The sequence below is a fragment of the Variovorax sp. genome, assembly GCF_965279555.1.
Classification (GTDB): domain Bacteria; phylum Pseudomonadota; class Gammaproteobacteria; order Burkholderiales; family Burkholderiaceae_C; genus Variovorax.
In genome coordinates this window covers 5,733,611-5,758,246 of the sequence record NZ_OZ257247.1, presented here as the reverse complement: position 1 = coordinate 5,758,246, position 24,636 = coordinate 5,733,611, and the positions used below count along the sequence as shown (strand labels likewise).

The 24,636-nt window shown below is 67.4% G+C and carries 25 protein-coding genes; 4 read left to right on the top strand and 21 right to left on the bottom strand.

Features of this window, described 5'->3' with window-relative positions; all coding sequences use genetic code 11:
• Positions 1–8: 8 nt before the first annotated feature.
• The gene (locus tag ACQY8B_RS27130) at positions 9–767 is read right to left on the bottom strand and encodes a hypothetical protein (protein WP_422084740.1); all 759 of its coding nucleotides are present in this window, start codon (positions 765–767) and stop codon (positions 9–11) included.
• A 45-nt stretch (positions 768–812) separates the two neighbouring features.
• On the opposite strand from ACQY8B_RS27130, the gene ACQY8B_RS27125 reads away from it, so the two are divergent.
• From ACQY8B_RS27125 to ACQY8B_RS27115, 3 genes are read left to right on the top strand one after another with little or no spacing between them, the layout of a single operon-like run.
• Positions 813–1,412 carry a LemA family protein gene (locus ACQY8B_RS27125; protein ID WP_422084739.1) on the top strand — a complete coding sequence of 200 codons (600 nt, stop codon included), beginning with the start codon at positions 813–815 and terminating at the stop codon, positions 1,410–1,412.
• A 16-nt stretch (positions 1,413–1,428) separates the two neighbouring features.
• Positions 1,429–2,343: a TPM domain-containing protein gene (locus ACQY8B_RS27120; RefSeq protein ID WP_422084738.1), complete on the top strand. Its 915-nt coding sequence runs from the start codon at positions 1,429–1,431 to the stop codon at positions 2,341–2,343.
• 5 nt (positions 2,344–2,348) lie between these two features.
• Positions 2,349–2,876: a TPM domain-containing protein gene (locus ACQY8B_RS27115; RefSeq protein ID WP_422084737.1), complete on the top strand. Its 528-nt coding sequence runs from the start codon at positions 2,349–2,351 to the stop codon at positions 2,874–2,876.
• Positions 2,877–2,990: 114 nt separating this feature from the next.
• Here ACQY8B_RS27115 and pdeM read toward each other — a convergent pair whose 3' ends face one another.
• Positions 2,991–3,671 (bottom strand): ligase-associated DNA damage response endonuclease PdeM, encoded by a 681-nt coding sequence (gene pdeM, locus ACQY8B_RS27110; protein WP_422084736.1) that lies wholly within the window; start codon positions 3,669–3,671, stop codon positions 2,991–2,993.
• Positions 3,672–3,748: 77 nt separating this feature from the next.
• Between pdeM and trxC the strand changes: the two genes are divergently transcribed.
• Positions 3,749–4,198 carry a thioredoxin TrxC gene (gene trxC / locus ACQY8B_RS27105; protein ID WP_409194404.1) on the top strand — a complete coding sequence of 150 codons (450 nt, stop codon included), beginning with the start codon at positions 3,749–3,751 and terminating at the stop codon, positions 4,196–4,198.
• A 22-nt stretch (positions 4,199–4,220) separates the two neighbouring features.
• Here trxC and ACQY8B_RS27100 read toward each other — a convergent pair whose 3' ends face one another.
• The 19 genes from ACQY8B_RS27100 to atpB all read right to left on the bottom strand — a co-directional run bounded on the left by ACQY8B_RS27100 (position 4,221) and on the right by atpB (position 24,635).
• The gene (locus ACQY8B_RS27100) at positions 4,221–6,986 is read right to left on the bottom strand and encodes a ligase-associated DNA damage response DEXH box helicase (RefSeq protein WP_422084735.1); all 2,766 of its coding nucleotides are present in this window, start codon (positions 6,984–6,986) and stop codon (positions 4,221–4,223) included.
• Positions 6,983–8,638 (bottom strand): ATP-dependent DNA ligase, encoded by a 1,656-nt coding sequence (locus tag ACQY8B_RS27095; RefSeq protein ID WP_422084734.1) that lies wholly within the window; start codon positions 8,636–8,638, stop codon positions 6,983–6,985. The genes ACQY8B_RS27100 and ACQY8B_RS27095 overlap by 4 nt, the downstream gene beginning before the upstream one ends.
• Positions 8,635–9,720, bottom strand: a complete 1,086-nt coding sequence (locus tag ACQY8B_RS27090) for a ligase-associated DNA damage response exonuclease (protein WP_422084733.1) — start codon at positions 9,718–9,720, stop codon at positions 8,635–8,637. The genes ACQY8B_RS27095 and ACQY8B_RS27090 overlap by 4 nt, the downstream gene beginning before the upstream one ends.
• Before the next feature lie 101 nt (positions 9,721–9,821).
• A complete protein-coding gene (locus tag ACQY8B_RS27085) occupies positions 9,822–10,343 on the bottom strand; it encodes a DUF3617 domain-containing protein (protein WP_422084732.1) in 522 nt (173 codons plus the stop codon).
• 80 nt (positions 10,344–10,423) lie between these two features.
• Entirely contained in the window at positions 10,424–11,137 is a 714-nt protein-coding gene (locus ACQY8B_RS27080) for a phosphatase PAP2 family protein (RefSeq protein WP_422084731.1), read from the bottom strand.
• 25 nt (positions 11,138–11,162) lie between these two features.
• Positions 11,163–12,290, bottom strand: coding sequence for a Gfo/Idh/MocA family protein (locus ACQY8B_RS27075; RefSeq protein ID WP_422089118.1), 1,128 nt, complete (start codon positions 12,288–12,290; stop codon positions 11,163–11,165).
• Between the two features lie 37 nt (positions 12,291–12,327).
• Positions 12,328–13,290: a substrate-binding domain-containing protein gene (locus tag ACQY8B_RS27070; protein ID WP_106936605.1), complete on the bottom strand. Its 963-nt coding sequence runs from the start codon at positions 13,288–13,290 to the stop codon at positions 12,328–12,330.
• 44 nt (positions 13,291–13,334) lie between these two features.
• Positions 13,335–14,360: an ABC transporter permease gene (locus ACQY8B_RS27065; RefSeq protein WP_422084730.1), complete on the bottom strand. Its 1,026-nt coding sequence runs from the start codon at positions 14,358–14,360 to the stop codon at positions 13,335–13,337.
• On the bottom strand, positions 14,323–15,945 hold the full coding sequence (locus ACQY8B_RS27060) for a sugar ABC transporter ATP-binding protein (RefSeq protein WP_422084729.1): 1,623 nt from the start codon (positions 15,943–15,945) through the stop codon (positions 14,323–14,325). Before ACQY8B_RS27060 ends, ACQY8B_RS27065 begins: the two co-directional genes overlap by 38 nt.
• Positions 15,942–17,111: an ROK family protein gene (locus ACQY8B_RS27055; RefSeq protein ID WP_081266120.1), complete on the bottom strand. Its 1,170-nt coding sequence runs from the start codon at positions 17,109–17,111 to the stop codon at positions 15,942–15,944. The genes ACQY8B_RS27060 and ACQY8B_RS27055 overlap by 4 nt, the downstream gene beginning before the upstream one ends.
• A 250-nt stretch (positions 17,112–17,361) precedes the next feature.
• Positions 17,362–17,781: a F0F1 ATP synthase subunit epsilon gene (locus ACQY8B_RS27050; protein ID WP_081266093.1), complete on the bottom strand. Its 420-nt coding sequence runs from the start codon at positions 17,779–17,781 to the stop codon at positions 17,362–17,364.
• A gap of 12 nt (positions 17,782–17,793) precedes the next feature.
• On the bottom strand, positions 17,794–19,194 hold the full coding sequence (atpD, locus tag ACQY8B_RS27045) for a F0F1 ATP synthase subunit beta (protein WP_081266094.1): 1,401 nt from the start codon (positions 19,192–19,194) through the stop codon (positions 17,794–17,796).
• Between the two features lie 127 nt (positions 19,195–19,321).
• A complete protein-coding gene (locus tag ACQY8B_RS27040) occupies positions 19,322–19,702 on the bottom strand; it encodes a hypothetical protein (protein WP_422084728.1) in 381 nt (126 codons plus the stop codon).
• 98 nt (positions 19,703–19,800) lie between these two features.
• Positions 19,801–20,676 carry a F0F1 ATP synthase subunit gamma gene (gene atpG / locus ACQY8B_RS27035; RefSeq protein ID WP_081266096.1) on the bottom strand — a complete coding sequence of 292 codons (876 nt, stop codon included), beginning with the start codon at positions 20,674–20,676 and terminating at the stop codon, positions 19,801–19,803.
• Between the two features lie 21 nt (positions 20,677–20,697).
• Positions 20,698–22,311, bottom strand: coding sequence for a F0F1 ATP synthase subunit alpha (gene atpA, locus ACQY8B_RS27030; RefSeq protein WP_106936601.1), 1,614 nt, complete (start codon positions 22,309–22,311; stop codon positions 20,698–20,700).
• A 38-nt stretch (positions 22,312–22,349) separates the two neighbouring features.
• The gene (locus ACQY8B_RS27025) at positions 22,350–22,880 is read right to left on the bottom strand and encodes a F0F1 ATP synthase subunit delta (RefSeq protein WP_081266098.1); all 531 of its coding nucleotides are present in this window, start codon (positions 22,878–22,880) and stop codon (positions 22,350–22,352) included.
• A gap of 8 nt (positions 22,881–22,888) precedes the next feature.
• Positions 22,889–23,359 (bottom strand): F0F1 ATP synthase subunit B, encoded by a 471-nt coding sequence (locus ACQY8B_RS27020; RefSeq protein ID WP_081266099.1) that lies wholly within the window; start codon positions 23,357–23,359, stop codon positions 22,889–22,891.
• 82 nt (positions 23,360–23,441) lie between these two features.
• The gene (gene atpE / locus ACQY8B_RS27015; RefSeq protein ID WP_019657641.1) at positions 23,442–23,705 is read right to left on the bottom strand and encodes a F0F1 ATP synthase subunit C; all 264 of its coding nucleotides are present in this window, start codon (positions 23,703–23,705) and stop codon (positions 23,442–23,444) included.
• A 60-nt stretch (positions 23,706–23,765) separates the two neighbouring features.
• Positions 23,766–24,635: a F0F1 ATP synthase subunit A gene (atpB, locus tag ACQY8B_RS27010; RefSeq protein WP_422084727.1), complete on the bottom strand. Its 870-nt coding sequence runs from the start codon at positions 24,633–24,635 to the stop codon at positions 23,766–23,768.
• Position 24,636 lies beyond the last annotated feature (1 nt).

Here is a 24,636-nt window from a genome sequence, read left to right as displayed (position 1 = left end):
GCGCCAGCCTAGGCCGGCGCGCCCAGCCAGCGGCGCGCCTCGCCTTCCATGTCGCCCTGAGACGCGCGCCACACCAACTCCGGCGCGGCCACGTGCACGCCCGGCGGCGCGATGCGCAAGGCGATGTCGACCAGTTCCGCCACCTTCGAAGCGCGCACCGGCTGTTCGCTGCTCGGCACCATGAAGCGCACGATGGACAGCATCCACGCGGCCACCCGTTCGAAGGGATTGACGAGCTTCGCATCGGCCGGCTTGCGCGCCGAGCGCACGAGGATCACTCGCTCGAAGCCGTTGGCCACCACCGCCTGCTCGTCGAGGCTGGCGAGGCCGCGCTTCAGCGCCTCGGGCAGCCGGCCCTGGTCGTGCGGCTGCACGATGGCCAGCGTCTGCACGCCGCAGGCGCGCAGCCAGCGGGCCAGCTCCGGCAGGTCGGACGGCTCGGGCACCCACAGCGCGCGCTCGCGGTCGTGGTACAGGCGCGGCGGGTCGAACGCGATGATGGCGGTGTGCGCCGAGGTGAGCGGCCATTGCGCGATCGGCCGTGCCGGGCTCAGGCAGGCTTCCACGCCGCGCACCCCGTCGCGGATCGGCTCGCGCGCCAGCACGCGGGTGTGGGCATGGCGATGGCTGCCCGCCAGCCGCCGCAGCAGTTCGGCGCCCAGTGCGCCGGTCGCGCCTGCGATCAGCAATGTGCCGAACGCGGCCGACGCCACGGGCAATGCCGCGCGGTTCGCGGCCTGGAGGGCGTGGAGCGGGTCTGGGGCCATGGGGCATCTATGCTAACTTCCGCCTCTTCTGCGGAGGTAATGCAAATGATGATGAAGCGCTGGTTCCTGATCCTTGCGGCGGTCGTGTCCCTGAGCGGCTGCGGCTACAACCAGTTCCAGTCCCTCGACGAGGCCAGCAAGTCGGCCTGGAGCGAGGTGCTCAACCAGTACCAGCGCCGCGCCGACCTGGTGCCCAACATCGTCGCCACCGTCAAGGGAGAGGCTTCCTTCGAGCAGGACACGCTCACCAAGGTGGTCGAGGCCCGCGCCAAGGCCACCTCGATCCAGGTCACGCCCGAGACGCTGAACAACCCCGAGGCCTTCGCCAAGTTCCAGCAGGCGCAGGGCGAGCTGTCTTCCGCGCTGTCGCGGCTGATGGCGGTGTCGGAGCGCTACCCCGACCTCAAGGCCAACCAGGCCTTCCGCGACCTGCGCGTGACGCTCGAGGGCACCGAGAACCGCATCACCGTGGCGCGCAACCGCTACATCGAGACCGTGCAGGAGTACAACGTGCTCGCGCGCAGCTTCCCGACCAACATCACCGCCAAGATCTTCAGCTACGCGCCGAAGCCGACCTTCACGGTGCAGAACGAGGCGCAGATCTCTGTACCGCCAACGGTCGATTTCAGTAACCCCAAGAAGTAACGAAAAGCCGCACCCGATGGCTGTCGCCGCACTGCTGCTCCGCCGCGCCCTGGCGGCCGTCGTTCTCACGGTGCTGGCCTGGACCGGGCTGCCCGCGCTGGCGCAGCAAGGGCTGCTGCCGGTGCCCGCGCTCACCGCACGCGTGATCGACCAGACCGGCACACTCGACGGCCCGCAGCGCAGCGGCCTCGAGACCAAGCTCGCCGCCTTCGAGCAGCGCAAGGGCTCGCAGATCGTGGTGCTGATGGTGCCGACCACCGCGCCCGAGGACATCGAGAGCTACACCCAGCGCGTGGGCGACACCTGGAAGATAGGCCGCAAGGGCGTGGGCGACGGCCTGCTGGTGGTCGTGGCCAAGAACGACCGCCGCATGCGCATCGCGCCCGCCAAGACGCTCGAAGGGGTGGTGCCCGATCTCGCGGCCAGCCGCATCATCGACGAGGAGATGAAGCCGCGCTTTCGCAACAACGACTTCTCCGGCGGGCTGAACGCGGCGGTCGACCGGATCATCGGGCTGGTCGACGGCGAGCCGCTGCCGGCACCGGTGCAGGACACGGACGGCTCCAGCCGGGGCGGCTTCGACTGGGAGAACCTCGCGATCTTCCTGTTCGTGGGCGTGTTCATCGGTGCGCCCATCGCGCGCTCCATCCTCGGCAAGAAGCTGGGCACGATGGCGGTGGGCGGCGGCGTGGGCGTGATCGTGTTCTTCATCACCGCCAGCATCGCCATCGCGGTGATCGCCGGCCTGGTGGCGCTGGTGTTTTCGCTGGTCGCGGGCGCCGCAAGGCCGGGCGGGGGTGGCGGCGGCTGGGGCGGTGGTCTTGGCGGCGGCGGCTTCGGCGGTGGCGGTGGCGGCGGGGGCGGAGGCGGTGGTTTCAGCTCCGGCGGCGGCGGCAACTTCGGCGGCGGCGGCGCCTCGGGCAACTGGTGAACACGATGACGACCGAAGCAACCCTGTTCACCAAGCTCGGCCGCATCTGGCGCCATCGCTGGATCGACGAAGCCGAGGTTCGCCGCGCGCTGCCCGACGAGGCAATGCAGCGCCTGACGCGCCGCGTGGCCGCGAGCGAGCGCCGCCACAGCGGCGAGATCCGCATCTGCATCGAGGCCGGCCTGCCGATGTCGTACCTGTGGCGCCATGCCTCGGTGCGCGAGCGTGCCGTCATGCTGTTCGGCAAGCTGCGCGTGTGGGACACCGCGCACAACAACGGCGTGCTGATCTACTTGCTGCTGGCCGAGCATGCGATAGAGATCGTGGCTGACCGGGGCATCCATTCGCGCGTCGACGCCGCCGCGTGGACGGCGATGATGCAGCGCATGAGCGCGGCGTTCCGCGAAGGGCGCTTCGAAGACGGGCTCACGCAGGCGCTCGAAGAGATTTCGGCGCTGCTGGTGGAGCACTTTCCGCTGGGCGAAGGCGAACTGGACGTGAACGAGTTGCCGGACGAGCCGGTCGTGCTCTGAATATTCCTCCCTCCCCCTCTGGGGGAGGGCCGGGGTGGGGGCAAGCAGCGCTCGCTATGGGCGCCCTGCCTGCCCCCATCCCAACCTTCCCCCAAAGGGGGGAAGGAGCGAACTTCACTCCGACGCCGGCAGCGCCCAGACGGCCGAACCACCCACTGCGTGGAAGCGACGCCCCGGCGCGCGCTCCATCAACCACCCGCCGGTGAACTCACCAAACGCAGGCAGCACCGCCTGCCCGGCCTCGCTCACGAAGCAAGGCAGCCGCACCCTGTCGCGACCCGGCCCATGTAGCCGGCAGACCGGGTGCAAATGCCCGGCGAGCACGAAATGCGTGGCATGCGGCTGCGGATGGTGGCAGCAGGCAAACGGGCCCATCAGGTGCGGCTCGTCGACCACTTCGATGCCCAGCGCTTCGGGCGGGTCGCCCGCGCGGCTGTCATGGTTGCCACGCACCAGCGTCATCGCGATGCCCGCATGACTTTCGCGCCAGGCCTGCACGCCGGCGAGCACCGTGCGCGCCTGGGCCGCATGCAGGAAATCGCCCAGGAACACGAGGCGTTGTGGGCTCCACCGCGCGATCAGCGCATCGAGCCGCGCGAGGTTCTCCTGCGTGGTGCCGCCCGGCACCGGCTGGCCCAGCGCGCGGTAGGTCGCGGCCTTGCCCAGGTGCAGGTCGGCCACGAAGAGCACGCCCGCGGCGGGCCACCACAGCGCCCGTTCAGGCAGCAGGTGGAGCAGTTCACCTGCCCAGCGCACAGTGGAGGTGGTCGATTCGGAGGATTCTGCGAGCGTCACGGCTGGCAAGTTTCGCAAAAGACGCCTTGCCCGGCGGACGCCTTGCAATTGGCCCCTGCGGCCCCCAGTTCTTGCGCATGACCGAATCGACCTCGCTGCACATCGTCTGCCCGCACTGCCACACGACCAACCGCGTGCGCGCGGACCAGCTGGGCAGCGCGCCCGACTGCGGCAGCTGCCACCGCCCGCTGTTCGCCGGCCATTCGACCGCGCTGCCCGACGAGGCCACATTCGATCGCCACATCGCGCGCAACGAGATTCCGGTGCTGGTCGACTTCTGGGCGCCCTGGTGCGGTCCGTGCCGCCAGATGGCGCCGGGCTACGAGCAGGCCGCGGCCCAGCTCGAGCCGAAGGTGCGGCTGGCCAAGGTCGACACCGAGGCGGTGCGCTCGCTGGGCGCGCGCTTCAACATCCGCAGCATCCCGACGCTTGCCCTGTTCAAGGGCGGCCGGGAAGTGGCGCGGCAGGCCGGCGCAATGAGCGCGGCGGACATCGTGCGCTGGGTGAAGGCGCACGGCGCCGGCTAGGCAACGGCCTTTCACCAGGCCCTCACAGCGGGGGCGGCGGGCGTGAGGGCCGCCTGCGTTCGCGCCGCGGCGCAGGCGGCTTGCCCGCCCCTTCCCGGCCGAACGCCAGCGTGCTCTTCACGCGATCGACACCACCGGCCGTCACCACGCCGCCCGCGGCCTTCTCCAGTTGTTCGACCATGCGCGCGATGCGGTCGGCCACGTTCTCGTTCGACAGCTTCTCGCGGAAAAGCTCGACCATCAGCGGGAACGAGAAAGGCGTAGGCCGCGCGAGCGGCTTCAGCACCAGCTGCTGCCCGGCCATGCGAGTGAGGCTGGCGCGCAGCCGGCCGATCTCGAGCTCCTGCGCCAGCAATTCCTGCTCGGCCTGCTGCAGCAGCCGGTTGCCGGGGTCGTACTTGCGGAACACCTCCCAGAACAGCGAAGACGAGGCCTGCAGCTGCCTGCTGCTGCGCTTTTCGCCCGGGTAGCCCTGGAAGATCAGGCCCGACACGCGCGCGATCTCGCGGAAGCGGCGCTGTGCAAGCTCGCCGGCGTTGAGCGATGCGAGCACTTCGTGCAGCAGCGCCGCGCGTGCGCCCTCACCGTCGCCTTCCTCATTGCCTTCGGGCAGCCGCAGCACCTGCGGCAGCAGCGCCGGCCAGTCGACCTCGGTCGCGCTCAGCAGCTCGAAGCCGTAGTCGTTGACCGCGATGGAAAAGGTGCGCGCCTCGTGCTGCGCGACACGCCAGGCCAGCAGGCTCGCGAGCCCCAGGTGCACATGCCGCCCGGCGAACGGATAGAGGAACAGGTGAGAGCCCTCGCGCGTGGTCAGCGTCTCGGCCAGCAGCGTCTGTGGCGTGGGCAGCGCGGACCATTGCTGCTGGATCTCGAGCAGCGGGCGCACGCATTGCAGCTCGGGCGAACCGTAGGCGCCATCGCCGGCCAGCGCCAGCTGCTGCACCACCGCGTCGGCCAGCGTGTTCGACAGCGGCATGCGCCCGCCGTTCCAGCGCGGCACCGCGGGCCGTTTGCCGCTGGCGCGCCGCACCCAGGCCGTCATGTCGTGGATGCGCACGAGTTCGAGCAGCCGGCCGCCGAACAGGAAACAGTCGCCGGGCTTCATGCGCGCGACGAAACCCTCTTCGACGCTGCCGATCTTCGCGCCGCCGAGGAACTGCACCGACATGCTCGCGTCGCTCACGATGGTGCCGATGTTCATGCGGTGCCGCCGCGCGAGCCGCGCATCGGGCACGCGCCACACGCCCTCGGCGTCGGGCACGGCGCGGCGGTAGTCGGGGTAGGCCGAGAGCGAGGGACCGCCCTGCGAGACGAAGTCGAGGCACCACTGCCAGGTCTCGCGCGAAAGGTTTTCGTAGGCGGCCGTGCCGCGCACTTCGGCATACAGGTCGTCGGGCACGAAACCGCCGCCGAGCGCCACAGTCACCAGGTGCTGCACCAGCACGTCGAGCGGCTGGCCGGGCGAATGGCGTGCCTCGATGTGCCCGGCGGCAATGGCAGCGCGCGCGGCCGCGCCCTCGACCATCTCGATGCTGTGCGTGGGCACGAGCGTGATGCGCGAAGGCCGCCCCGGCGCATGGCCCGAGCGCCCCGCGCGCTGCAGCAGCCGCGCCACGCCCTTGGGCGAACCGATCTGCAGCACGCGCTCGACCGGCAGGAAGTCCACGCCCAGGTCGAGGCTCGATGTGCAGACCACCGCCTTCAGCTCGCCGCTCTTCAGGCCCAGCTCGACCCACTCGCGCACCTCGCGGTCGAGCGAGCCGTGGTGCAGCGCGATCAGGCCTGCCCAATCGGGCCGGGCTTCCAACAGGGCCTGATACCAGATCTCCGACTGCGAGCGCGTGTTGGTAAAGACCAGCGTGGTCTTGCTCGCGGCGATTTCCTCGATCACCTGCGGCAGCATCGTGAGGCCCAGGTGGCCGCCCCACGGAAAGCGCTCGGCCCGGCCGGGCAGCAGCGAATCGATGACGAGCTTCTTGGGCACCTGGCCCTGCACCAGCACGCCTTCGTCATGGCCCAGCAGCGCGCGCATGGCCTCGCGCAGGTTGCCCAGCGTGGCCGACATGCCCCAGATCGCGATGCCCTGGTTCCAGCGCTTGAGCCGCGCGAGCGCGAGCTGCACCTGCACGCCGCGCTTGTTGCCGAGCAGCTCGTGCCATTCGTCGACCACCGCCATCCGCACGCTGCCCAGCACCTCGCTCGCATCGGAGCGCGCCAGCAGCAGCGAGAGGCTTTCAGGCGTGGTGACAAGCACGCTGGGCAAGCGCTGGTTCTGCGCGCTGCGCTCGGCCGACGAGGTGTCGCCGCTGCGCGCGCCAGTGCTCCAGGGATGCACCTCGGCGCCCAAGGCTTCGAGCGGCTGTTGCAGTGCCCGCAGCGTGTCGGCGGCGAGCGCGCGCATCGGGGTGAGCCACAGCACTGTGAGCGGCGGGGGCGCTGGCCGGGCCGTTTCCTTGCGGGCGCGCGAGAAGGCCTGCAGCGCGCCGAGCCAGACGGCGTAGGTCTTGCCCGCGCCGGTGGTGGCGTGCAGCAGGCCGGACTGGCCTTGTGCGATCGCCTTCCAGACGTCGCGTTGAAATTTGAAGGGCTTCCAGCCGCGCGCGGCGAACCAAGCATCGAGCGCAGTCTTGACCTTTGTCTTGCTCCTTCCCCCGCTGGGGGTAGGCCGGGATGGGGGCAAGCGGCTTTCATCGAGCGGCGGCTCACTACGGACATGCCGCTTGCCCCCACCCCTGCCCTCCCCCGGCGGGGGAGGGAGAAAATCCCCGGGGTCCGGCTTGGTGCTCATGCCGGCAGCAACGCGGCAAGCGTCTGCAAGGTATCCGCCTCCTCCACCGGCTTGTCTTCCCGCCACCGCAGCATGCGCGGAAAGCGCACCGCGATGCCGCTCTTGTGGCGCGTGCTGCGCGCGATGCCCTCGAAGCCCAGCTCGAACACCAGCGTCGGCTTCACGCTCTTCACCGGGCCGAAGCTCTCCACCGTGGTCTTGCGGATGATCGCGTCCACGCGCGCCATCTCGGCATCGGTGAGACCCGAGTAGGCCTTGGCAAAGGGCACGAGCCTGCGGTCTTCCTGCCCGGGCGGACCGTCCCACACAGCGAAGGTGTAGTCGCTGTACAGGCTCGCCCTGCGGCCATGGCCGCGCTGCGCGTAGATCAGCACGGCGTCGATGCTCAGCGGGTCGATCTTCCACTTCCACCACACGCCGACATCCTTGGTGCGGCCCACACCGTACTGCGCGTCGCGGCGCTTGAGCATCATGCCTTCGACACCCATGGCGCGCGCGGCTTCGCGTCGCCTGGACAGATCGGTCCAGTCAGCGCCGGTGAGCATCGGGCTGGGCAGCAACGAAGGGTGCTGCATGCGCGCGACCAGTTCGTCGAGCAGTGCCCGGCGCTCCGACTGCGGCAGCATGCGCAGGTCGCGGCCTTCCCATTCGAGAAGGTCGTAGGCCAGCAGCACGACCGGAATGTCGCGCAGCAGCTTGGCACCCAGCGTCTTGCGGCCGATGCGCTTCTGCAGCTCCGCGAAGGGCTGCACCTTGCCGTCGCGCCATACAGCGATCTCGCCGTCGAGCACGGTGCCGTCGGGCAGGGCCTCGCCGAGCACGGCGAGTTCGGGGAATCGCTCCGTCACCAGCTCTTCGCCGCGCGACCACACCCATGCCACGCCAGCGCGCTTGACCAGTTGCGCGCGGATGCCGTCCCACTTCCATTCCACGATCCAGCCGGAAGGCGGGCCGAGCACGGCGTCGAACTGCTCGAGCGGCAGGTTGAATGGATGCGCGAGGAAGAAGGGATACGGCTGCCCGCTGGTCTTCTGCACCTGCTCCACGCCCGACTCGGGTGCGATGAGCGCTTGGTAGTCGTCCGGATGCAGCCGCGCGCCGATGTGCGTGTAGCCCATGAGCCGCTGCGCGACGCGCTTGGGGTCGATGCCGCCGACGGCCGCCAGCGCCTGGGTGACCTGCAGCTTCGACACGCCCACGCGGAACGCGCCGGTGATGAGCTTGAAGTACACCAGCCGCTCTTCGGCCGCGAGCTGGCGCCACTGCGCGCGCAGGCGGTCGGCCAGTTGCTCGGGCGATGTCTTCGCCGCATCGCGCAGCGGCAACAGGTGCTGCTCGACCCAGCCCGCGAGCCCGAGGTCATGCACCTCGCTGGGCGGCGGCAACAGCAGCGCGATGGTCTCGGCGAGGTCGCCCACAGCGTCGTAGCTTTCGTCGAACAGCCACTCCGGCAGGCCCGCGGCTTCCTGCGCCAGCAGGCGCAGCAGCTTGGTGGGCACGAGCTGGCGCGGCTTGCCGCCGGCCAGGAAGTAGACGGCCCATGCGGCATCGGCCGCGTCGGCCTCGCGCAGGTAGCGTTGCAGCGCGGCCTGCTTGGCGAGGTTCGAGGTGCTGGCGTCGAGCTCGCGGTAGAGCGCGGCAAAGGCTTTCATGCGTTCGCTCCTTCCCCCGCCGGGGGAAGGCTGGTATGGGGGCTGTCGGCGGCTCCATCGGGCGTCGCCTGGTCGTCTTCATCGCCGTACTCGGTCTTGAACCCTTGCGCATCCAGCCCGTTCTCCGTCAGCCACCGCACCATCACCTGCACGCTGCCATGCGTGACGAACACGCGCTGCGCACCCGTGCCGGCAATCGCCTGCTGCAGCCCGGGCCAGTCCGCGTGGTCCGACATCACGAAGCCGCGGTCCACGCCGCGCCGCCTGCGCGTGCCGCGCAGTTGCATCCACCCGCTCGCGAACGCATCGGCGTAGTTACCGAAGCGGCGCATCCACGGCGTGCCCTGCGCCGACGGCGGGGCCAGCACCAGCGCGCGCTTCAGCAGTGCCGCGTCTACACCTGCGTCGGTCACGCGCAGCGTCGGCGGCAGCGCCACGCCCGCCGCGCGGTACACGGCATTGAGCGGTTCCACCGCCCCGTGCACCACGATCGGCCCGATGCTCGCGTCCACCCCGTGCAGGATGCGCTGCGCCTTGCCGAAGGCGTAGCAGAACAGCACCGACGCGCGCCCCGCCTCGGCATTGGCGCGCCACCATGCGTCGATTTCCGCGAACAGCGCGGCCTGCGTGGGCCAGCGGTAGATCGGCAGGCCGAAGGTCGATTCGGTGATGAAGGTGTCGCAGGGCACCGGCTCGAAGGGGGTGCAGGTGCCGTCGGGCTCGGTCTTGTAGTCGCCCGAGGCCACCCACACGCGCCCGCCGTGCTCGAGCCGCACCTGCGCCGAGCCCAGCACATGGCCGGCCGGATGCAGGGAAACGCGCACGCCGTGGTGGCTGACGGCCTCGCCGTAGGCCAGCGTCTGCAGGTCGATGTCGGCGCCCAGCCGCGTGCGCAGGGTGCCGGCGCTGTCGGTGTGGGCCAGGTAGTAGGCGTGCCCCGTGCGTGCGTGGTCCGAATGGGCGTGGGTGATGACGGCGCGCGCCACCGGCCGCCAGGGGTCGATATAGAAATCGCCCGGCGGGCAGTACAGGCCTTCGGGCCGGGCGACGACGAGATCTTCTTGCTGCTGCGTTGCGGGCATGGCACGCCATCGTAGGCGCAGCCGGCGTTGCCCGGCGCCGAACGTCGGCCGCGAAGCGCTGTGGGCCGGCGCCTACCCGCCGGCTTGCCGCAGGGGCACGGTCAGGGCCGCTTGGGCCGGTTGTTCATCATGTCGATGACGTTCATCTTCATGCCGTTGGGCATGACCATGTCGCCGGGTTTCTGGTCGGCCTTGCAGGGGCCGATCCACCTGGCCTCGATCACGCTGGTGCCTTCGGCGCGGCCCATCAGCGGCGGGTTGTAGCTCGACTTGCTTTCCATGCGGTAGGCCGAGTTGAAGTCGCCGCTCATCACCGCATGCGACGTGGCTGTGGCGTTGCCGACCTTGCAGACGGAGTCCATCACCAGCTTGCCGCCGTCGAGCCGCAACTCCTGCTTGGAGCACATTTCCTTGCCCATGCCCTGTCCCATTTCGCGCAGCGACTTGTCGCTGGCCGCGTCGATGCACTGCTGCATGGTGTGGCCCTGGCCCTTGCCGCCGTCGCCGGTCTGGATCTCCCACAGGCCGGGCTTGCGCGCCGGGTAGTCGAGCGCGAAGGCGGGCATGGCGATGGCAGCCGCCGCAAGGCAGGCTGCCGCGGCGGCGGACGGACGAATCTTCATGGCGGGCTCCGCATCGCTTGGACAACGACGATGCCGGGTTTGTACCGCGCGCCCGGTGGCGGCGGAATACCGCTATCGGCCTACGCCGGACGCGCATGCGCCGCCAACGCGGCCGGCTCCCGCTGCCGCGTGGCCACGCCGAGCGCGACACCCAGCGCAAGGCCGCCGAGCACGTCGACCAGCACATGCTGGCGCACCGCCATCGTCGAATAGACGATGCCCACGGCCCACGCCACGTTGACGAAGCGCAGCCACGCCGGCGCGCCCGCATCGCGCAACTGCCGCGCGAGCATGACGCAGGCGAACACCGAGAACGACACATGCAGCGACGGAAAGGCATTGCCGGCCGAATCCACCATCTTCAGGAACTGCAGCGAAGTGCCCGGCGTGGTGGCGACCGCAAAATTGGGAATGGCCGTGGGCATGAACCAGAAAACGAGCAGCGCAAGCAAGGTCATCGCCGCGCAGCCGAGGGAAAAGCGCGTCAGCTCGCGCATGTCCCTGGCCAGCAGCACCGGCAGCGCGATGTAGCCCCACAGCGAGAGATACACCGGCAGCAGCGCCGGACAGAAGGCGATCGCCCGGTCGAAGGCGGTGAGCGGCAGCACCCAGGCCTGGCCCGCGTTCTTCGCGATCCAGAAGTACAGCGGGAAGAAGCCGAGCGTGGCGACGGTGTTGCCCACCAGCTTCAGCGGGAACAGCGTGATGCAGCGCCGCCAGAGCGCCGCGGGCCATGTCTGCGTGTTCGAGGGCGAGGCGCCGGTGTCGTTGTTGCTGGTGGTTGTGGATGTCATGGAAGCCCGCGGCAGCGCGCATGCGCTACCAGGGCGTCCACTTTAATTCGCTTTGCGCGGAAGCCACCGTGCGTTCGATGAAGCGCACGCCGCGCGCGCCGTCTTCCACGCGCGGATAGTCGGCGGCCAGCGGGTCGGCCGTCCGCCCGTCGAGCCGGGCGCGGATGTCCGCCGCAACGCCGGCATACACGTTGGCGAAGGCCTCGATGAAGCCTTCGGGGTGCCCCGCCGGCAGCCGGCTCGCGCGTTGCGCGGCCTCGCACAGCCAGGGCGCGCCGCGCGTCAGCACGCGCCTGGGTCCGTCGTGCGGCAGGTGCAGCAACTGGCTGGGCTGCTCCTGGTGCCATTCGAGCGTGCCCAGCGTGCCTGAGACGCGCAGGCGCAGGTCGTTCTCCAGGCCCGTGCTGATCTGCGAGGCCACGAGCACGCCGCGCGCGCCCCCTTTGAAGCGCAACAGCAGGCTGCCGTCGTCGTCGAGCATGCGGCCCGGCACCAGTGCGCTGAGGTCGGCGCAGAGGCTTTCGATCTCCAGGCCGGTGACGCTGGCCACGAGGTTCTCGGCATGCGAGCCGATGTCGCCGATGGCCCCGGCCGCGCCGCTGCGCGCGGGGTCGGTGCGCCAGTCGGCCTGCTTGTTGGTGCCGCCTTCGACATGGCTGGCAAGCCAGCCCTGGTTGTATTCGGTGACGACCTTGCGCACTTCGCCGATCTGGCCCGAGCGCACCATCTCGCGTGCCTGCCGCACCATCGGGTAGCCGGTGTAGTTGTAGGTGACGCCGAACACCGTGCCCCGCTTCGCGACCGTGGCGACCAGCGCATCGGCCTGCTCGCGCGTGTGCACCAGCGGCTTGTCGCACACCACGTGGAAGCCGGCGTCGGCAAAGGCCTGCGCCACCGGAAAGTGCACATGGTTGGGCGTGACGATCGACACGAAGTCGATGCGTTCATTGGCGGGCCGCTTCAGCTCGTCGGCCAGCAGCGACTGCCAGTCGCCGTGGTTGCGCGCGTCGGCCAAGCCAAGGTCGCGGCCCGAGGCGCGCGCCTTGTCGGGGCTCGACGACAGCGCCCCCGCCACGAGCTCGATCTGGCCGTCGAGCGCCATGGCCTTGCGGTGCACGGCGCCGATGAAGGCGTCGCGGCCGCCGCCGACCATGGCGTAGCGGAGCTTGCGAGGAGCGATCTCGATCACCTCAGAACGGCGAGTTGGGGTGGTAGAACTCTTTGGCGTTCTCTTTGGTGATCAGCACCGAAGGAATGATCGTCGTCGCAGGCAGCTTCTCGCCCTTCAGGCGCGCTTCGGCAGTGAGCTTGATCGCGTCGTAGATGAACTTCGGCGAATAGCTCACGTCGGCCGTGATGCGCGGGTCCTTGCCGTCCATGATGGTCTTGACCATGTCCTTCGCGCCGGCGCCGCCGAACACGATCTTGATGTCGTCGCGCTTGGCCTGCGAGATGGCCTTGAGCACGCCCACGGCCATGTCGTCGTCGGCGGCCCAGATGGCGTCGATGTTCTTGAAGCGCGTGAGGTAGTCCTGCGTGACCTTGAAGGCGTCGTCGCGGTTCCAGTTGGCGTACTTGGCGTCCAGCAGCTTGATGTCGGGGCTGCCCTTGAGCACGGCGTTGAAGGCGTCCATGCGCTCGTTGTCGAGCGTGGTGGCAATGCCGCGCAGCGCCACCACGTTGCCCTTGCCGTTGAGCTGCTTCACGATGTACTCGGCCGGGATCTTGCCGAAGGCAGTGTTGTCGCCGGCCACATAGGCATCCTGCGCGCTGGTGTCGGTGAGGCCGCGATCGACCACGGTCACATAGGCACCCTTGGCCTTGACCTGCGCGACCGGCTTGGTCAGCGCGGCGGATTCGAACGGGAACACGACCAGCGCATTGATCTTGGTCACCGTCGACAGGTCTTGCAGCTGGTTGGCCTGCTCGGGCGCGTTGGCTGCCGTCTTGATAGTGATCTTCAGGTCCTTGTGTTCCTTCTCGAGGTCCTTCTTCGCCTGGTTGGCCCAGTAGTTGATGCCGCCCATGAAGCTGTGCGTGGCCGCGGGAATCGAAACGCCGAGGTTGACCTTCTCCGCGGCGAGCGCGGGCAGGCTGGCGAAGGCTGCGGCGGCAACGGCCGTGAGCGCGAGGCGTCTGGTGAAAGTTGTCATGCTGGATGTCTCCTCTTGGTGGGTGGAACGGAACGGGAACGGAACTAGCGCCGGCCGCGTTGAAGGAACGCGACGATGATGATCACGAAGCCCTGCACTGCGGCATTGAGGTACACGCTGATGATGCTGGTGAGGTTCAGGATGTTGCTGATGACCGAGAGCAGGATCGCGCCCACCACGGTGCCGGTGATGCTGCCCGCGCCGCCCTTGAGCGCAGTGCCGCCGACGATCACCGCGGCAATGGCTTCCAGCTCCCACAGCAGGCCGGTGGTCGGCGAGGCCGAGCCCAGGCGCGGCACGTAGAGCAGCGTCGCGATGCCCACGCACACGCCGAGCAGCACGTAGGTCATGATCTTCACGCGGTCGACGTCCACGGCTGCGTAGCGCGCCACCTGCTCGTTCGAGCCGATGGCCTGCACGTAGCGCCCATAGGCCGTGCGGTTCAATATGACGCCGCCGATGATCGCGACGATCACGAACACCCACACCGGCACCGGAATGCCCGCGAGGCTCGCGTAGTACACCGGCGCGTAGAGGTCCGACAGTTCGTTGTCGAGCGTGAGCGCGCCGCCGTCGGCAAAGTACGTGAGGTACGCGCGGAAGATGCCGAGCGTGCCCAGCGTCACGATGAAGGGCTCGATGCGCCCCTTGGTGATGAGCAGGCCATGCGCCAGCCCGAACACAGCGCCCAGCACGATGGCCAGCACCGCGCCCATCACCACCGCGAGCAGCGGCGAGCCTGAAGCCGGGCCGGCCCAGTTGATGAACATGATCACGCTGCCCGCGATGAGCGCCGCCATCGAGCCCACCGACAGGTCGATGCCGCCCGAGATGATCACGAAGCACATGCCCACCGCGATGATGCCGATGAAGGCCGTGCGCGTGAGCACGTTCATCGCGTTGTCGACGGTCGCGAAGTCGCTGTTGAGCAGCGTGCCGGCGATGCACAGCAGCACGAGGCCGATGACCGGGCCGAGCCCGTGCAGCCGCTCGGTCCAGCGCGGCCTGGCCTCGCTGCGGTGCGCTGCGACTTCAGGCTGCGGCGGAGGTGTCTGCTGTTCCGGTGGCATGAGCGATGAGCTCCTCTTCTGTCAAATGGTCCGCGTCGAGCGTGGCGACGAGGCGGCCCGCGCGCATCACCGCGACGCGGTGGCACAGGCCGATCAGCTCCATCAGTTCCGACGAGACGACGATCACCGCGAGCCCTTCGCGGGCCAGTCGCTGGATCAGGAAATAGATATCGCGCTTGGCGCCCACGTCCACGCCGCGCGTGGGCTCGTCGAGCACCACCACCTTCGGCTGCGGCTGCAGCACCTTGGCGAGCGCGAGCTTCTGCTGGTTGCCGCCCGACAGCGACGAGGCCTTGACCTCGAGCGATCCGGTGCGGATGCCGTAGTCCTTCACCGCCCCGGCCAGCGCGCCGCGTTCGGCCTCGGGCTTCAGCCAGGGCTGCGCATAGCGTTCTAGCGCCATCAGCGTGAGGTTCTGGCGCAGGCCGAAGTTGACGTGCAGGCCCTTGCCCTTGCGGTCTTCGCTGAGATAGGTGAGGCCGTGCTTCGCCGCGTCGCGCGGGTTGCGCCAGCCCTTGCCGCCGGGCACGGGCTTGCCGAGCATCTCGACGCTGCCGCTCGCGGGGCGAAGGCCGAGCAGGCCTTCGAAGAGTTCGGTGCGGCCGGCGCCGACGAGGCCCGCGAAACCGAGGATCTCGCCGGGGCGCACCTCGAAGCTCGCGTCGCGCGCCCAACCGGGCACGTTGAAATTGCGCACGCGCATGGCGGGCGCGTCCGCCGCCACCACCACATCGCGCGGCGGGTACAGGTCGGCCAGCTCGCGCCCCACCATGAGGTTGGCCATCTGCTGGCGCGTGACCTCGGGCGTCGGTGCGCGCGCAACGAAGCGGCCGTCGCGCATGACGATCACCTCGTCGGTCACCCGCTCCACTTCGTCGAGCTTGTGCGAGATGTAGACGATGGTCACGCCGTCCGCGCGCAGCTGCGCGATGAGCTTGAACAGGCGCTCGGTCTCGCCGGGCGTGAGCGTCGCGGTGGGTTCATCCATGACGAGCAAGCGCGCGCGGCGGGCGATGGCCTTCGCAATCTCGACGAGCTGCTTCTCTGCGACGATGAGCTTTCGCACCTTGGTGCGCGGGTCGATGTTCAGGCCCACGGCAGCGAGCGCGGCGGCGGCTTCGCGCTCCATGGCTGCGTCGTCGAGCAGCCAGCCCGCCCAGGAAGCGCCGGGCCGCCCCGCGCTTCCTTGCTCCCCTCGGGGGACGGGCGCCGTGACACGGCGGCCAAGGGGCGACATCTTCTTTTCATGGCCCAGGAAGATGTTCTGCGCCACGCTCAGGTCTTCGGCGAGGTTGAACTCCTGGTGGATCAGCACGATGCCCAGCGCCTCGGCATCGCGCGAACTGCCGAACCGCTGCGGCTGGCCGTTGATGCGCAGCGTGCCGCCGGTGAGCTGTTCGTAGCCGGCAAGGATCTTCATCAGCGTCGACTTGCCCGCGCCGTTTTCGCCGAGCAGGCCGTACACGCGGCCGGGGGCGAGGGCGAAGCTCACGCCGTGAAGCACCTGCACCGGGCCGAAGGCCTTGACCACGCCGTCGAACTCGACGGCGACGCTGCCTTTGCTGCTTGCCGTGCTGTCGCTCATGGTGCCACTCCGCGGACCTTCAGGGTCTCGTGCATCGCGAGCACGCCCGCGCCGATCAGGCCGCCCTGCATGCCCAGCGGCGTGTACTGGATTTCGAGGTGCCGCGTGGAGAGCGCGAGTGAGCGCTGGTACACGCTCTGGCGTACCGCCGCGAGGAACAGCGGCCCGATGCGCGTGATGCCGCCACCGATGAACACATGCGACGGATTGAAGAAGTTGACGACCGACGCAAGCATCTGGCCGATCAGGCTGCCCGCGCGCTGGATGATGCCGTTCGCCGCGGTGTCGCCGCCGCGGCTGGCCTGGCCGACGTCGATCGCGTCGATGCGGCCATGCACGCGCAGGCACTCGGCCAGGAGTTCGCTTTCGCCGGCCTCGGCCGCCTGCACGGCCATGCGCGTGATCGCGGGGCCGGCCGCCATGGCTTCGACGCAGCCCAGGTTGCCGCAGTGGCAGCGCGGGCCTTCCTGGTCGACGCAGATGTGGCCCACGTCGCCGGCGGAACCGGCCGCGCCCCGGTACACCTCGCCGTGGCAGACGATGCCGCAGCCGATGCCGGTGCCGATCTTGATGACCAGGAAATTGGTCAGCGAACGCTTGAGGCGCCACAGCTCGCCGAGCGCCATGAGGTTCACGTCGTTGTCGACGAAGACGGGCGCGGCATAGTCCTCGCGCAGGTAGTCGCGGATCGAGAAGCTGTCCCACGCGGGCATCAGCGGCGGGTTCACGAGCTGGCCGATCTCGAAGTTGACGGGGCCGGGCACGCCGATGCCGATGCCGAGCACGTCGCGCGCGGCGTGGCCGCCTTGCGCCAGCAGCTCGCGCATCAGCACCCGCACCCGGGCCAGCACCACGGCCGGGCCTTCGCGCACGTCGGCGGGCTCTTCGTGTTGCGCCAGCACGGTGAGGTCGGGGCGCAGCACGGCCACGCCGAGGCTGGTCGCGCCGATGTCGATGCCGACCAGCACGCCGAGCCCGAAGTGCAGCTGCAGGTTTTCAGCGCGCCGCCCGCCCGAGGAACGCTGCAGGCCTGCTTCGGCGAGCAGGCCCTGTTCGACGAGGCCGGCGATGAGCGCATTGGCCTTGCTCTTGGAGAAGCCGAGCTGCTCGGCCATGGCATGGCGCGATCCGCCGGCCGACCAGAAGGTCGTTTCCAGCAACCGCATTTCATCGGCGGTGATGCCGCTCCAGGGTGCCACGCGTTTGTCTCCGGTGTTCTTTTGAAGTCGCCGCCCGCAACCTTCGGCCGTCGGGCGAAGGCGAATACTAGGTGCAGGTCTTCAGCCGGACAAGGCCGAACTTCGGCCAAGTTCAAACCGAAGTCGGCTTGAGCGGGGGAACGCCGGACGCAAAAAAGCCGCCCGGAGGCGGCTTTTCGGGAAGAGAGCCTATGGGGCTCTTCTCTTGCTTGCTTACTTACTTCTTCTGGCGGTACTTGCGCAGCGCCGCGATCTGGGCGGCCATCACGGCCAGCTCCGATTGCGCCATCGCGATGTCGATGTCGCTCTTCGCGTTCTTCAGTGCTTCCTCGGCCGCGGCCTTGGCCTGATTGGCCTTTTCGTCGTCGAGGTCCTTGCCGCGGATCGCGGTGTCGGACAGCACGGTCACGGCGTTGGGCTGCACTTCGAGAATGCCGCCGGCCACGAAGACGAACTCTTCGCCGCCATCGGCCATTTCGATGCGCACGGCGCCGGGGCGGATGCGCGTGATCAGCGGGGTGTGGCGCGGGTAGATGCCGAGCTCACCGGCTTCACCGGGCAGCGCGACGAACCTGGCTTCGCCCGAGAAGATCGACTCTTCCGCGCTGACCACGTCCACATGAATGGTGCCTGCCATGGTGATTCCTTCTTAAGCGACCTTCTTGGCCTTTTCGAACGCTTCGTCGATGCCGCCCACCATGTAGAACGCTTGTTCCGGCAGGTGGTCGGCTTCGCCGTTCACGATCATCTTGAAGCCACGGATGGTTTCGGCCAGCGGCACGTACTTGCCGGGCGAGCCCGTGAACACTTCGGCCACGTGGAACGGCTGCGACAGGAAACGCTGGATCTTGCGGGCGCGGGCCACGGCGAGCTTGTCGTCGGGAGCCAGTTCGTCCATGCCCAGAATCGCGATGATGTCGCGCAGTTCCTTGTAGCGCTGCAGCGTGCCTTGCACGGCGCGGGCCACGTTGTAGTGCTCTTCGCCGACCACGTTCGGGTCGAGCTGGCGCGAGGTCGAGTCCAGCGGGTCCACGGCGGGGTAGATACCCAGCGAAGCGATGTCACGCGACAGCACCACGGTCGAGTCCAAGTGGGCGAAGGTGGTGGCGGGCGACGGGTCGGTCAAGTCGTCGGCGGGAACGTAAACGGCCTGGATCGAGGTGATCGAGCCGACCTTGGTCGACGTGATCCGCTCTTGCAGACGGCCCATTTCCTCGGCCAGCGTCGGCTGGTAGCCCACGGCGGAAGGCATGCGGCCCAGCAGAGCCGACACTTCGGTACCGGCCAGCGTGTAGCGGTAGATGTTGTCCACGAAGAACAGAACGTCGCGGCCTTCGTCGCGGAACGACTCGGCGATGGTCAGGCCGGTCAGCGCCACGCGCAGACGGTTGCCCGGGGGTTCGTTCATCTGGCCGTAGACCATGGCCACCTTCGAGTCCTCGAGCTTCTCGAGGTTCACGACGCCGGAGTCGGCCATCTCGTGATAGAAGTCGTTGCCTTCGCGGGTACGTTCACCCACACCGGCGAACACCGACAGACCCGAGTGGGCCTTGGCGATGTTGTTGATGAGTTCCATCATGTTCACGGTCTTGCCCACGCCGGCGCCACCGAACAGGCCCACCTTGCCGCCCTTGGCGAACGGGCACACCAGGTCGATCACCTTGATGCCGGTTTCCAGCAGGTCTTGCGAAGGCGACAGTTCGTCGTACGCGGGAGCCTTGCGGTGGATCGAAGCGGTGAGCTCCTGGCCGACCGGGCCGCGTTCGTCGATGGGCGCGCCCAGCACGTCCATGATGCGGCCGAGCGTGGCCTTGCCGACGGGCACCGTGATGGGTGCGCCGGTGTTCGTGACGATCAGGCCGCGGCGCAGGCCGTCGGACGAGCCCAGTGCAATCGTGCGCACCACGCCGTCGCCGAGCTGTTGCTGGACTTCGAGAGTCAGCGCGCTGCCTTCGAATTTCAAGGCGTCGTACACCTTGGGCATCTGGTCACGCGGGAACTCCACGTCGACCACGGCGCCGATACATTGGACAATTTTTCCTTCAGCCATGGCGTTTCCTTCTGGATGGATCTCAATAAATTTGCGACAGGTTCTTGCAGAAGCGTCCTGGTGCCGAAACGGGCCGCTTTTGCAAGAATGCCGGACGGGCCGGCACCCTTGATTGGTTCAGATCAGATCAGCACTTCATTGCCGTGGCTTGCGCAGCGAATGCGTCCGAGGCAGCCTTGCAGGCCTGACCCAGCGCAGCCTTGTCGGCACCCATGGAAGCCCAGGTGGCCTTGGTCTGGTCGAGGCTTGCCTTCATCGCGTCGGCGGCAGCACCGCTTTGCGCGGCAACGCAGGTCTGCACCTTGGCCAGGTAGTCGTTGCACTCTTGCGGCAGGTCGGCCGAGGCCGTCGATGCCGCTGCAGGAGCTGCAGGCGTTGCGGCTGCGGGAGCGGGCGCAGGCGCCGCGGGTGCAGCAGCCGGAGCCGGTGCAGGCGCGGGCGCCTCTTCCTTTTTGGAGCAGGCGGTCAGAGCGGCAGCAACTGCCACCAGAGCAAGAATTTTCTTCATTTGCGCGTAGTCCCCTTAAAAGAAGGCCTTGAGTCACTCACTGTGCACGCGAAGCGCGCACGGCAGGCAATGTGGCCAGTTCCATTGCCCGCCAACCATCAAACGCCCGCGGCGGCCGCGGCGCCGGAAACGATCTCCGACAGTTCCTTGGTGATGCCGGCCTGGCGGGTCTTGTTGTAGACCAGCTTCAGCTCGCTGATCACGTTGCCCGCGTTGTCCGTTGCGGCCTTCATGGCCACCATGCGCGCCGAATGCTCGGACGCCATGTTCTCGGCCACGGCCTGGTACACGAGCGATTCCACGTAGCGCACCAGCAGCTCGTCGATCACGCTTTGCGCGTCGGGTTCGTAGATGTAGTCCCACGAATGGTGTCCCGACTCGGTCTGCAGCGTCTCGGCCTTGAGCGGCAGCAACTGCTCCACCATCGGCTCTTGCTTGATGGTGTTGATGAACTTCGTGTAGCACAGGTACACGGCCGACAGCTTGCCTTCGGCGTAGGCGTCGAGCAGCGTCTTGACCGGCCCGATGAGCTTGTCGAGATGCGGCGTGTCGCCCAGCTGCGTCACATGGGCCACCACGCGGGCGCCGATGCGGTTCAGGAAACCCAGGCCCTTGCTGCCGATAGCCACCGACTCCACCACGTTGCCGGCCGACTGCGCTTCGCGCAGCTTGGCCGTCACTGCACGCAGCAGGTTGGTGTTCAAGCCGCCGCACAGGCCCTTGTCGCTGGTCACGATGATGAAACCGACGCCCTTGGCCTCGGTCGTCTTCATGAACGCGTGGGTGTACTCCGGATTCGCCTTGCCGAGATTGGCCGCGATGTTGCGGATCTTTTCGCTGTAGGGGCGAGCGGCGCGCATGCGTTCCTGCGCCTTGCGCATCTTGGAAACCGAGACCATTTCCATGGCCTTGGTGATCTTCTTGGTGTTTTCCACCGATTTGATCTTGCCGCGGATTTCCTTACCAGCTGCCATGAGAGCTCCTTCTTGCGTCGATCAGGCGAACGACTTCTTGAACGAAGTGGCGGCGGCCAGCAGTTCGGCTTCGGCGTCCTGGCAGGTCTTCTTGAGTGCCTTCTTGGCGTCGCTGTCGTCGGCCTTGGCGGGCTTGACGTCCCACTTGGCGCCGTGCTTTTCCATCGTTTCCAGCAGCGAGGCGTGGCTCGACTTCAGGTACTGGTGGAAGCCGTGTTCGAACGAGAGCACCTTCTTGACGTCGATGTCGTCCATGAAGCCCTTGTTCACCGCGAACAGCGTGGCGCTCATCAGCGAGATGGGCAGCGGGCTGTACTGGGTCTGCTTCAGCAGTTCGGTCACGCGGGCGCCGCGGTCGAGCTGCTTGCGGGTGGCTTCGTCCAGGTCCGATGCGAACTGGGCGAAGGCCGCGAGTTCGCGGTACTGCGCCAGGTCGGTACGGATACCGCCGGACTGGTTCTTCACCAGGTTGGTCTGAGCCGACGAACCCACGCGCGACACCGAGATACCGGCGTTGATGGCGGGGCGGATACCGGCGTTGAACAGGTTGGTTTCCAGGAAGATCTGGCCGTCGGTGATCGAGATCACGTTGGTCGGAACGAAGGCGGACACGTCGCCGGCTTGCGTTTCGATGATCGGCAGTGCGGTCAGCGAACCGGTCTTGCCCTTGACTTCACCCTTGGTGAAGGCTTCGACGTAGTCGGCATTCACGCGGGCTGCGCGTTCGAGCAGACGGCTGTGGAGATAGAACACGTCGCCGGGGTAGGCTTCGCGGCCTGGCGGGCGGCGCAGCAGCAGCGAGACCTGGCGATATGCAACGGCTTGCTTGGACAGGTCGTCATAGACGATCAGTGCGTCCTGGCCGCGGTCGCGGAAGTATTCGCCCATCGTGCAGCCCGAGTAGGCCGACACGTATTGCATGGCTGCCGATTCGGAAGCCGATGCCGCCACCACGATGGTGTAGTCCATCGCGCCGGCCTGTTCGAGAGCGCGCACCACGTTCTTGATCGACGAAGCCTTCTGGCCGATCGCAACGTAGACGCAGGTCATGTTCTGACCCTTCTGGTTGATGATCGCGTCGATGGCCACTGCGGTCTTGCCGGTCTGGCGGTCGCCGATGATCAGCTCGCGCTGGCCGCGGCCGACGGGCACCATCGAGTCGACGGACTTCAGGCCGGTCTGCATCGGCTGGTCGACGGACTTCCGTGCGATCACGCCGGGAGCGACCTTTTCGATCACGTCGGTCATCTTGGCGTTGATAGGACCCTTGCCGTCGATCGGCTGGCCCAGTGCGTTCACCACGCGGCCGATGAGCTCGGGGCCGACCGGCACTTCAAGAATGCGGCCCGTGCACTTGACGGTGTCGCCTTCGGAGATGTGCTCGTACTCACCCAGAATCACGGCGCCGACGGAGTCGCGCTCGAGGTTCAGTGCGAGGCCGAACGACGGCGTGCCGTCTGCGCTCGGCGGGAATTCGAGCATTTCGCCCTGCATCGCGTCCGACAGGCCGTGCACGCGCACGATGCCGTCAGTCACCGAAACCACGGTGCCTTCGTTGCGGATGTTGGCGCTGACCCCGAGGCCCTCGATGCGGCTCTTGATCAGTTCGGAAATTTCTGCGGGATTGAGTTGCATGACTCTTTCCTTCTTTCTTTGTAAGGCGATGGAGACCGTCAGGCCGCCAGCGCAACTTTCATTTGTTCAAGGCGCGCTTTGACGGAGGTGTCGAGCACCTCGTCGCCGACCACCACACGAATGCCACCGATCAGTTCCGGCTCTTGCTGGACCGTGACCTGGAGCTTGCGACCGAAACGCTTTTCGAGCGCGGCCGACACGTTGGCGAGGGCCGCGGCATCGATCGGGAAGGCGCTGTAGACAACGGCGTCGGACGAACCGCTCTTCGCGTTGGCCAGTGCCCGGAACTGCTTCGCAATTTCCGGCAGCACCGAAAAACGTCCGTTCTCGAGGAGCGCACCCAGGAAGTTCTGGGCAGGAGCAGCAAGCGGTGCACCGAATGCACCGGCGACCACGCCGATCACCTGTTCGGCCGTGGCCTTGGGGTTCTCGGCGAACTGCTTGAGCTCCGGGCTGGCCGCGATGGCGGCAACCTTTTCAAGCCAGGCGCTGGTACCGGCGAGGTCGGACGACGACGCCTTGAAGAGCGCCTCGGCGTAGGGGCGTGCAATGGTGGCGAGTTCTGCCATGGCTTCTATCAGAGTTCGGTCTGCAGACGGGCGAGCAAATCGGCGTGAACGCCTGCATTCACTTCCTTGCGCAGAATCTGCTCCGCGCCCTTGACGGCCAGAGCGGCGACCTGCTCGCGCAGGGCCTCACGGGCCTTCAGTGCCTGCTGGTCGGCTTCGACGCGTGCGGCTGCAACGATCTTGTTGCCTTCCTCGGTCGCGCGGGCCTTGGCCTCTTCAACGATGGCCTGGGCGCGACGTTCGGCGTCGGCAAGACGCTGTGCGGACTCGTTGCGTGCCTGGCCCAGTTCGGCTTCCACGCGCTTGTTGGCGGCGGTCAGCTCGGACTTGGCCTTGTCGGCTGCAGCGAGGCCTTCGGCGATCTTCGCAGCGCGGTCGTCCAACGCCTTCGCGATCGGCGGCCACACGTACTTCATCGTGAACCCGACCAGGATCAGGAACACGATCATCTGAACGATCAGGGTACCGGTAATGCTCACTTTTCACCCTCTCTATGGGATTGAATCGAAGCCATTCGCTAGGGACTCTAGAGAACGACGACGCAGGTCCGACGAGAAAGACTTACTTCGGCAGGTTGGCGATTTGCGACAGGAACGGGTTGGCCGTTGCGAACCACAGGGCGATACCGGTGCCGATAATGAAAGCGGCGTCGATCAGACCAGCCAGCAGGAACATCTTGGTTTGGAGTTCACCCATGAGTTCAGGCTGACGTGCGGCCGACTCGAGGTACTTGCTGCCCATGATGCCGATGCCGATACATGCGCCAACAGCGCCCAGACCGATGATCAGGCCGGCGGCCAGTGCAACAAAGCTAATAACTTCCATGATGACTCCTAGAGGACTTTGGTTGAAGAGAAAAACAAAAACAGAAACGAAAACTGATGATCAGTGGTGATCGTGGGCCTGGCCGATGTAGACCAGCGTCAACATCATGAACACGAAGGCTTGCAACGTGATGATCAGGATGTGGAAGATGGCCCAGGCCGTGCCCGCGATGATGTGACCGATGGCCAGGCCGATGCCGGTGGCCGACATGGACCAGGCACCGCCCATCAGGGCGATCAGCAGGAAGATCAGTTCACCGGCGTACATGTTGCCGAACAACCGCATGCCGTGCGAGACCGTCTTGGCGACGAACTCGATCATCTGCATGGCGAAGTTGAAGGGGTACAGCGCCCAGTGGTTGCCGAAGGGTGCGGTGAACAGCTCGTGGATCCAGCCGCCAGCGCCCTTGATCTTGATGTTGTAGTAGATGCAGATCAGCAGCACGGCCACGGACATGCCCATGGTGACCGAGAGGTCGGCGGTGGGCACGACGCGCAGGTAGGCGTGGTGCGGGTCTTCGCCGGCGAGGCCGAAGATCTTGGCCCAGATTGCCGGGAACAGATCGACCGGGAACAGGTCCATCGCGTTCAGCAGGAAGATCCAGACGAAGATCGTGAGTGCCAGCGGGGCCACGAACTTGCGGCTCGTGGCGTTGTGAACGATGCCCTTGGCTTGCTGATCGACCATTTCGACCAGCAGCTCGACCGCCGCTTGAAAACGGCCGGGAACGCCCGAAGTGGCCCTGCGTGCGGCAAGCCACAGCAGCCAGCAGCCCAGGATGCCGAGCGAGATCGAGAAAAAGAGCGAGTCGAAATTGAAAACCGTAAAGTCAGCCACACCTCCAGGCTTGGAGCTTTGCAGGTGCGTCAAGTGGTGAACGATGTATTCACCCGCGGTCTGACTATGTTCCGCAGCGTTTTCAGCAGCCATT

What these genes read in the sequence shown, in the direction of transcription:
- ACQY8B_RS27130 (WP_422084740.1), bottom strand. Translation starts at nt 767, where the DNA reads ATGGCCCCAGACCCGCTCCACGCCCTCCAGGCCGCGAACCGCGCGGCA.
- ACQY8B_RS27125 (WP_422084739.1), top strand. Translation starts at nt 813, where the DNA reads ATGATGATGAAGCGCTGGTTCCTGATCCTTGCGGCGGTCGTGTCCCTG.
- ACQY8B_RS27120 (WP_422084738.1), top strand. Translation starts at nt 1,429, where the DNA reads ATGGCTGTCGCCGCACTGCTGCTCCGCCGCGCCCTGGCGGCCGTCGTT.
- ACQY8B_RS27115 (WP_422084737.1), top strand. Translation starts at nt 2,349, where the DNA reads ATGACGACCGAAGCAACCCTGTTCACCAAGCTCGGCCGCATCTGGCGC.
- trxC (WP_409194404.1), top strand. Translation starts at nt 3,749, where the DNA reads ATGACCGAATCGACCTCGCTGCACATCGTCTGCCCGCACTGCCACACG.
- ACQY8B_RS27100 (WP_422084735.1), bottom strand. Translation starts at nt 6,986, where the DNA reads ATGAGCACCAAGCCGGACCCCGGGGATTTTCTCCCTCCCCCGCCGGGG.
- ACQY8B_RS27095 (WP_422084734.1), bottom strand. Translation starts at nt 8,638, where the DNA reads ATGAAAGCCTTTGCCGCGCTCTACCGCGAGCTCGACGCCAGCACCTCG.
- ACQY8B_RS27090 (WP_422084733.1), bottom strand. Translation starts at nt 9,720, where the DNA reads ATGCCCGCAACGCAGCAGCAAGAAGATCTCGTCGTCGCCCGGCCCGAA.
- ACQY8B_RS27085 (WP_422084732.1), bottom strand. Translation starts at nt 10,343, where the DNA reads ATGAAGATTCGTCCGTCCGCCGCCGCGGCAGCCTGCCTTGCGGCGGCT.
- ACQY8B_RS27080 (WP_422084731.1), bottom strand. Translation starts at nt 11,137, where the DNA reads ATGACATCCACAACCACCAGCAACAACGACACCGGCGCCTCGCCCTCG.
- ACQY8B_RS27075 (WP_422089118.1), bottom strand. Translation starts at nt 12,290, where the DNA reads ATGGTCGGCGGCGGCCGCGACGCCTTCATCGGCGCCGTGCACCGCAAG.
- ACQY8B_RS27070 (WP_106936605.1), bottom strand. Translation starts at nt 13,290, where the DNA reads ATGACAACTTTCACCAGACGCCTCGCGCTCACGGCCGTTGCCGCCGCA.
- ACQY8B_RS27065 (WP_422084730.1), bottom strand. Translation starts at nt 14,360, where the DNA reads ATGCCACCGGAACAGCAGACACCTCCGCCGCAGCCTGAAGTCGCAGCG.
- ACQY8B_RS27060 (WP_422084729.1), bottom strand. Translation starts at nt 15,945, where the DNA reads ATGAGCGACAGCACGGCAAGCAGCAAAGGCAGCGTCGCCGTCGAGTTC.
- ACQY8B_RS27055 (WP_081266120.1), bottom strand. Translation starts at nt 17,111, where the DNA reads ATGCGGTTGCTGGAAACGACCTTCTGGTCGGCCGGCGGATCGCGCCAT.
- ACQY8B_RS27050 (WP_081266093.1), bottom strand. Translation starts at nt 17,781, where the DNA reads ATGGCAGGCACCATTCATGTGGACGTGGTCAGCGCGGAAGAGTCGATC.
- atpD (WP_081266094.1), bottom strand. Translation starts at nt 19,194, where the DNA reads ATGGCTGAAGGAAAAATTGTCCAATGTATCGGCGCCGTGGTCGACGTG.
- ACQY8B_RS27040 (WP_422084728.1), bottom strand. Translation starts at nt 19,702, where the DNA reads ATGAAGAAAATTCTTGCTCTGGTGGCAGTTGCTGCCGCTCTGACCGCC.
- atpG (WP_081266096.1), bottom strand. Translation starts at nt 20,676, where the DNA reads ATGGCAGCTGGTAAGGAAATCCGCGGCAAGATCAAATCGGTGGAAAAC.
- atpA (WP_106936601.1), bottom strand. Translation starts at nt 22,311, where the DNA reads ATGCAACTCAATCCCGCAGAAATTTCCGAACTGATCAAGAGCCGCATC.
- ACQY8B_RS27025 (WP_081266098.1), bottom strand. Translation starts at nt 22,880, where the DNA reads ATGGCAGAACTCGCCACCATTGCACGCCCCTACGCCGAGGCGCTCTTC.
- atpE (WP_019657641.1), bottom strand. Translation starts at nt 23,705, where the DNA reads ATGGAAGTTATTAGCTTTGTTGCACTGGCCGCCGGCCTGATCATCGGT.
- atpB (WP_422084727.1), bottom strand. Translation starts at nt 24,635, where the DNA reads ATGGCTGCTGAAAACGCTGCGGAACATAGTCAGACCGCGGGTGAATAC.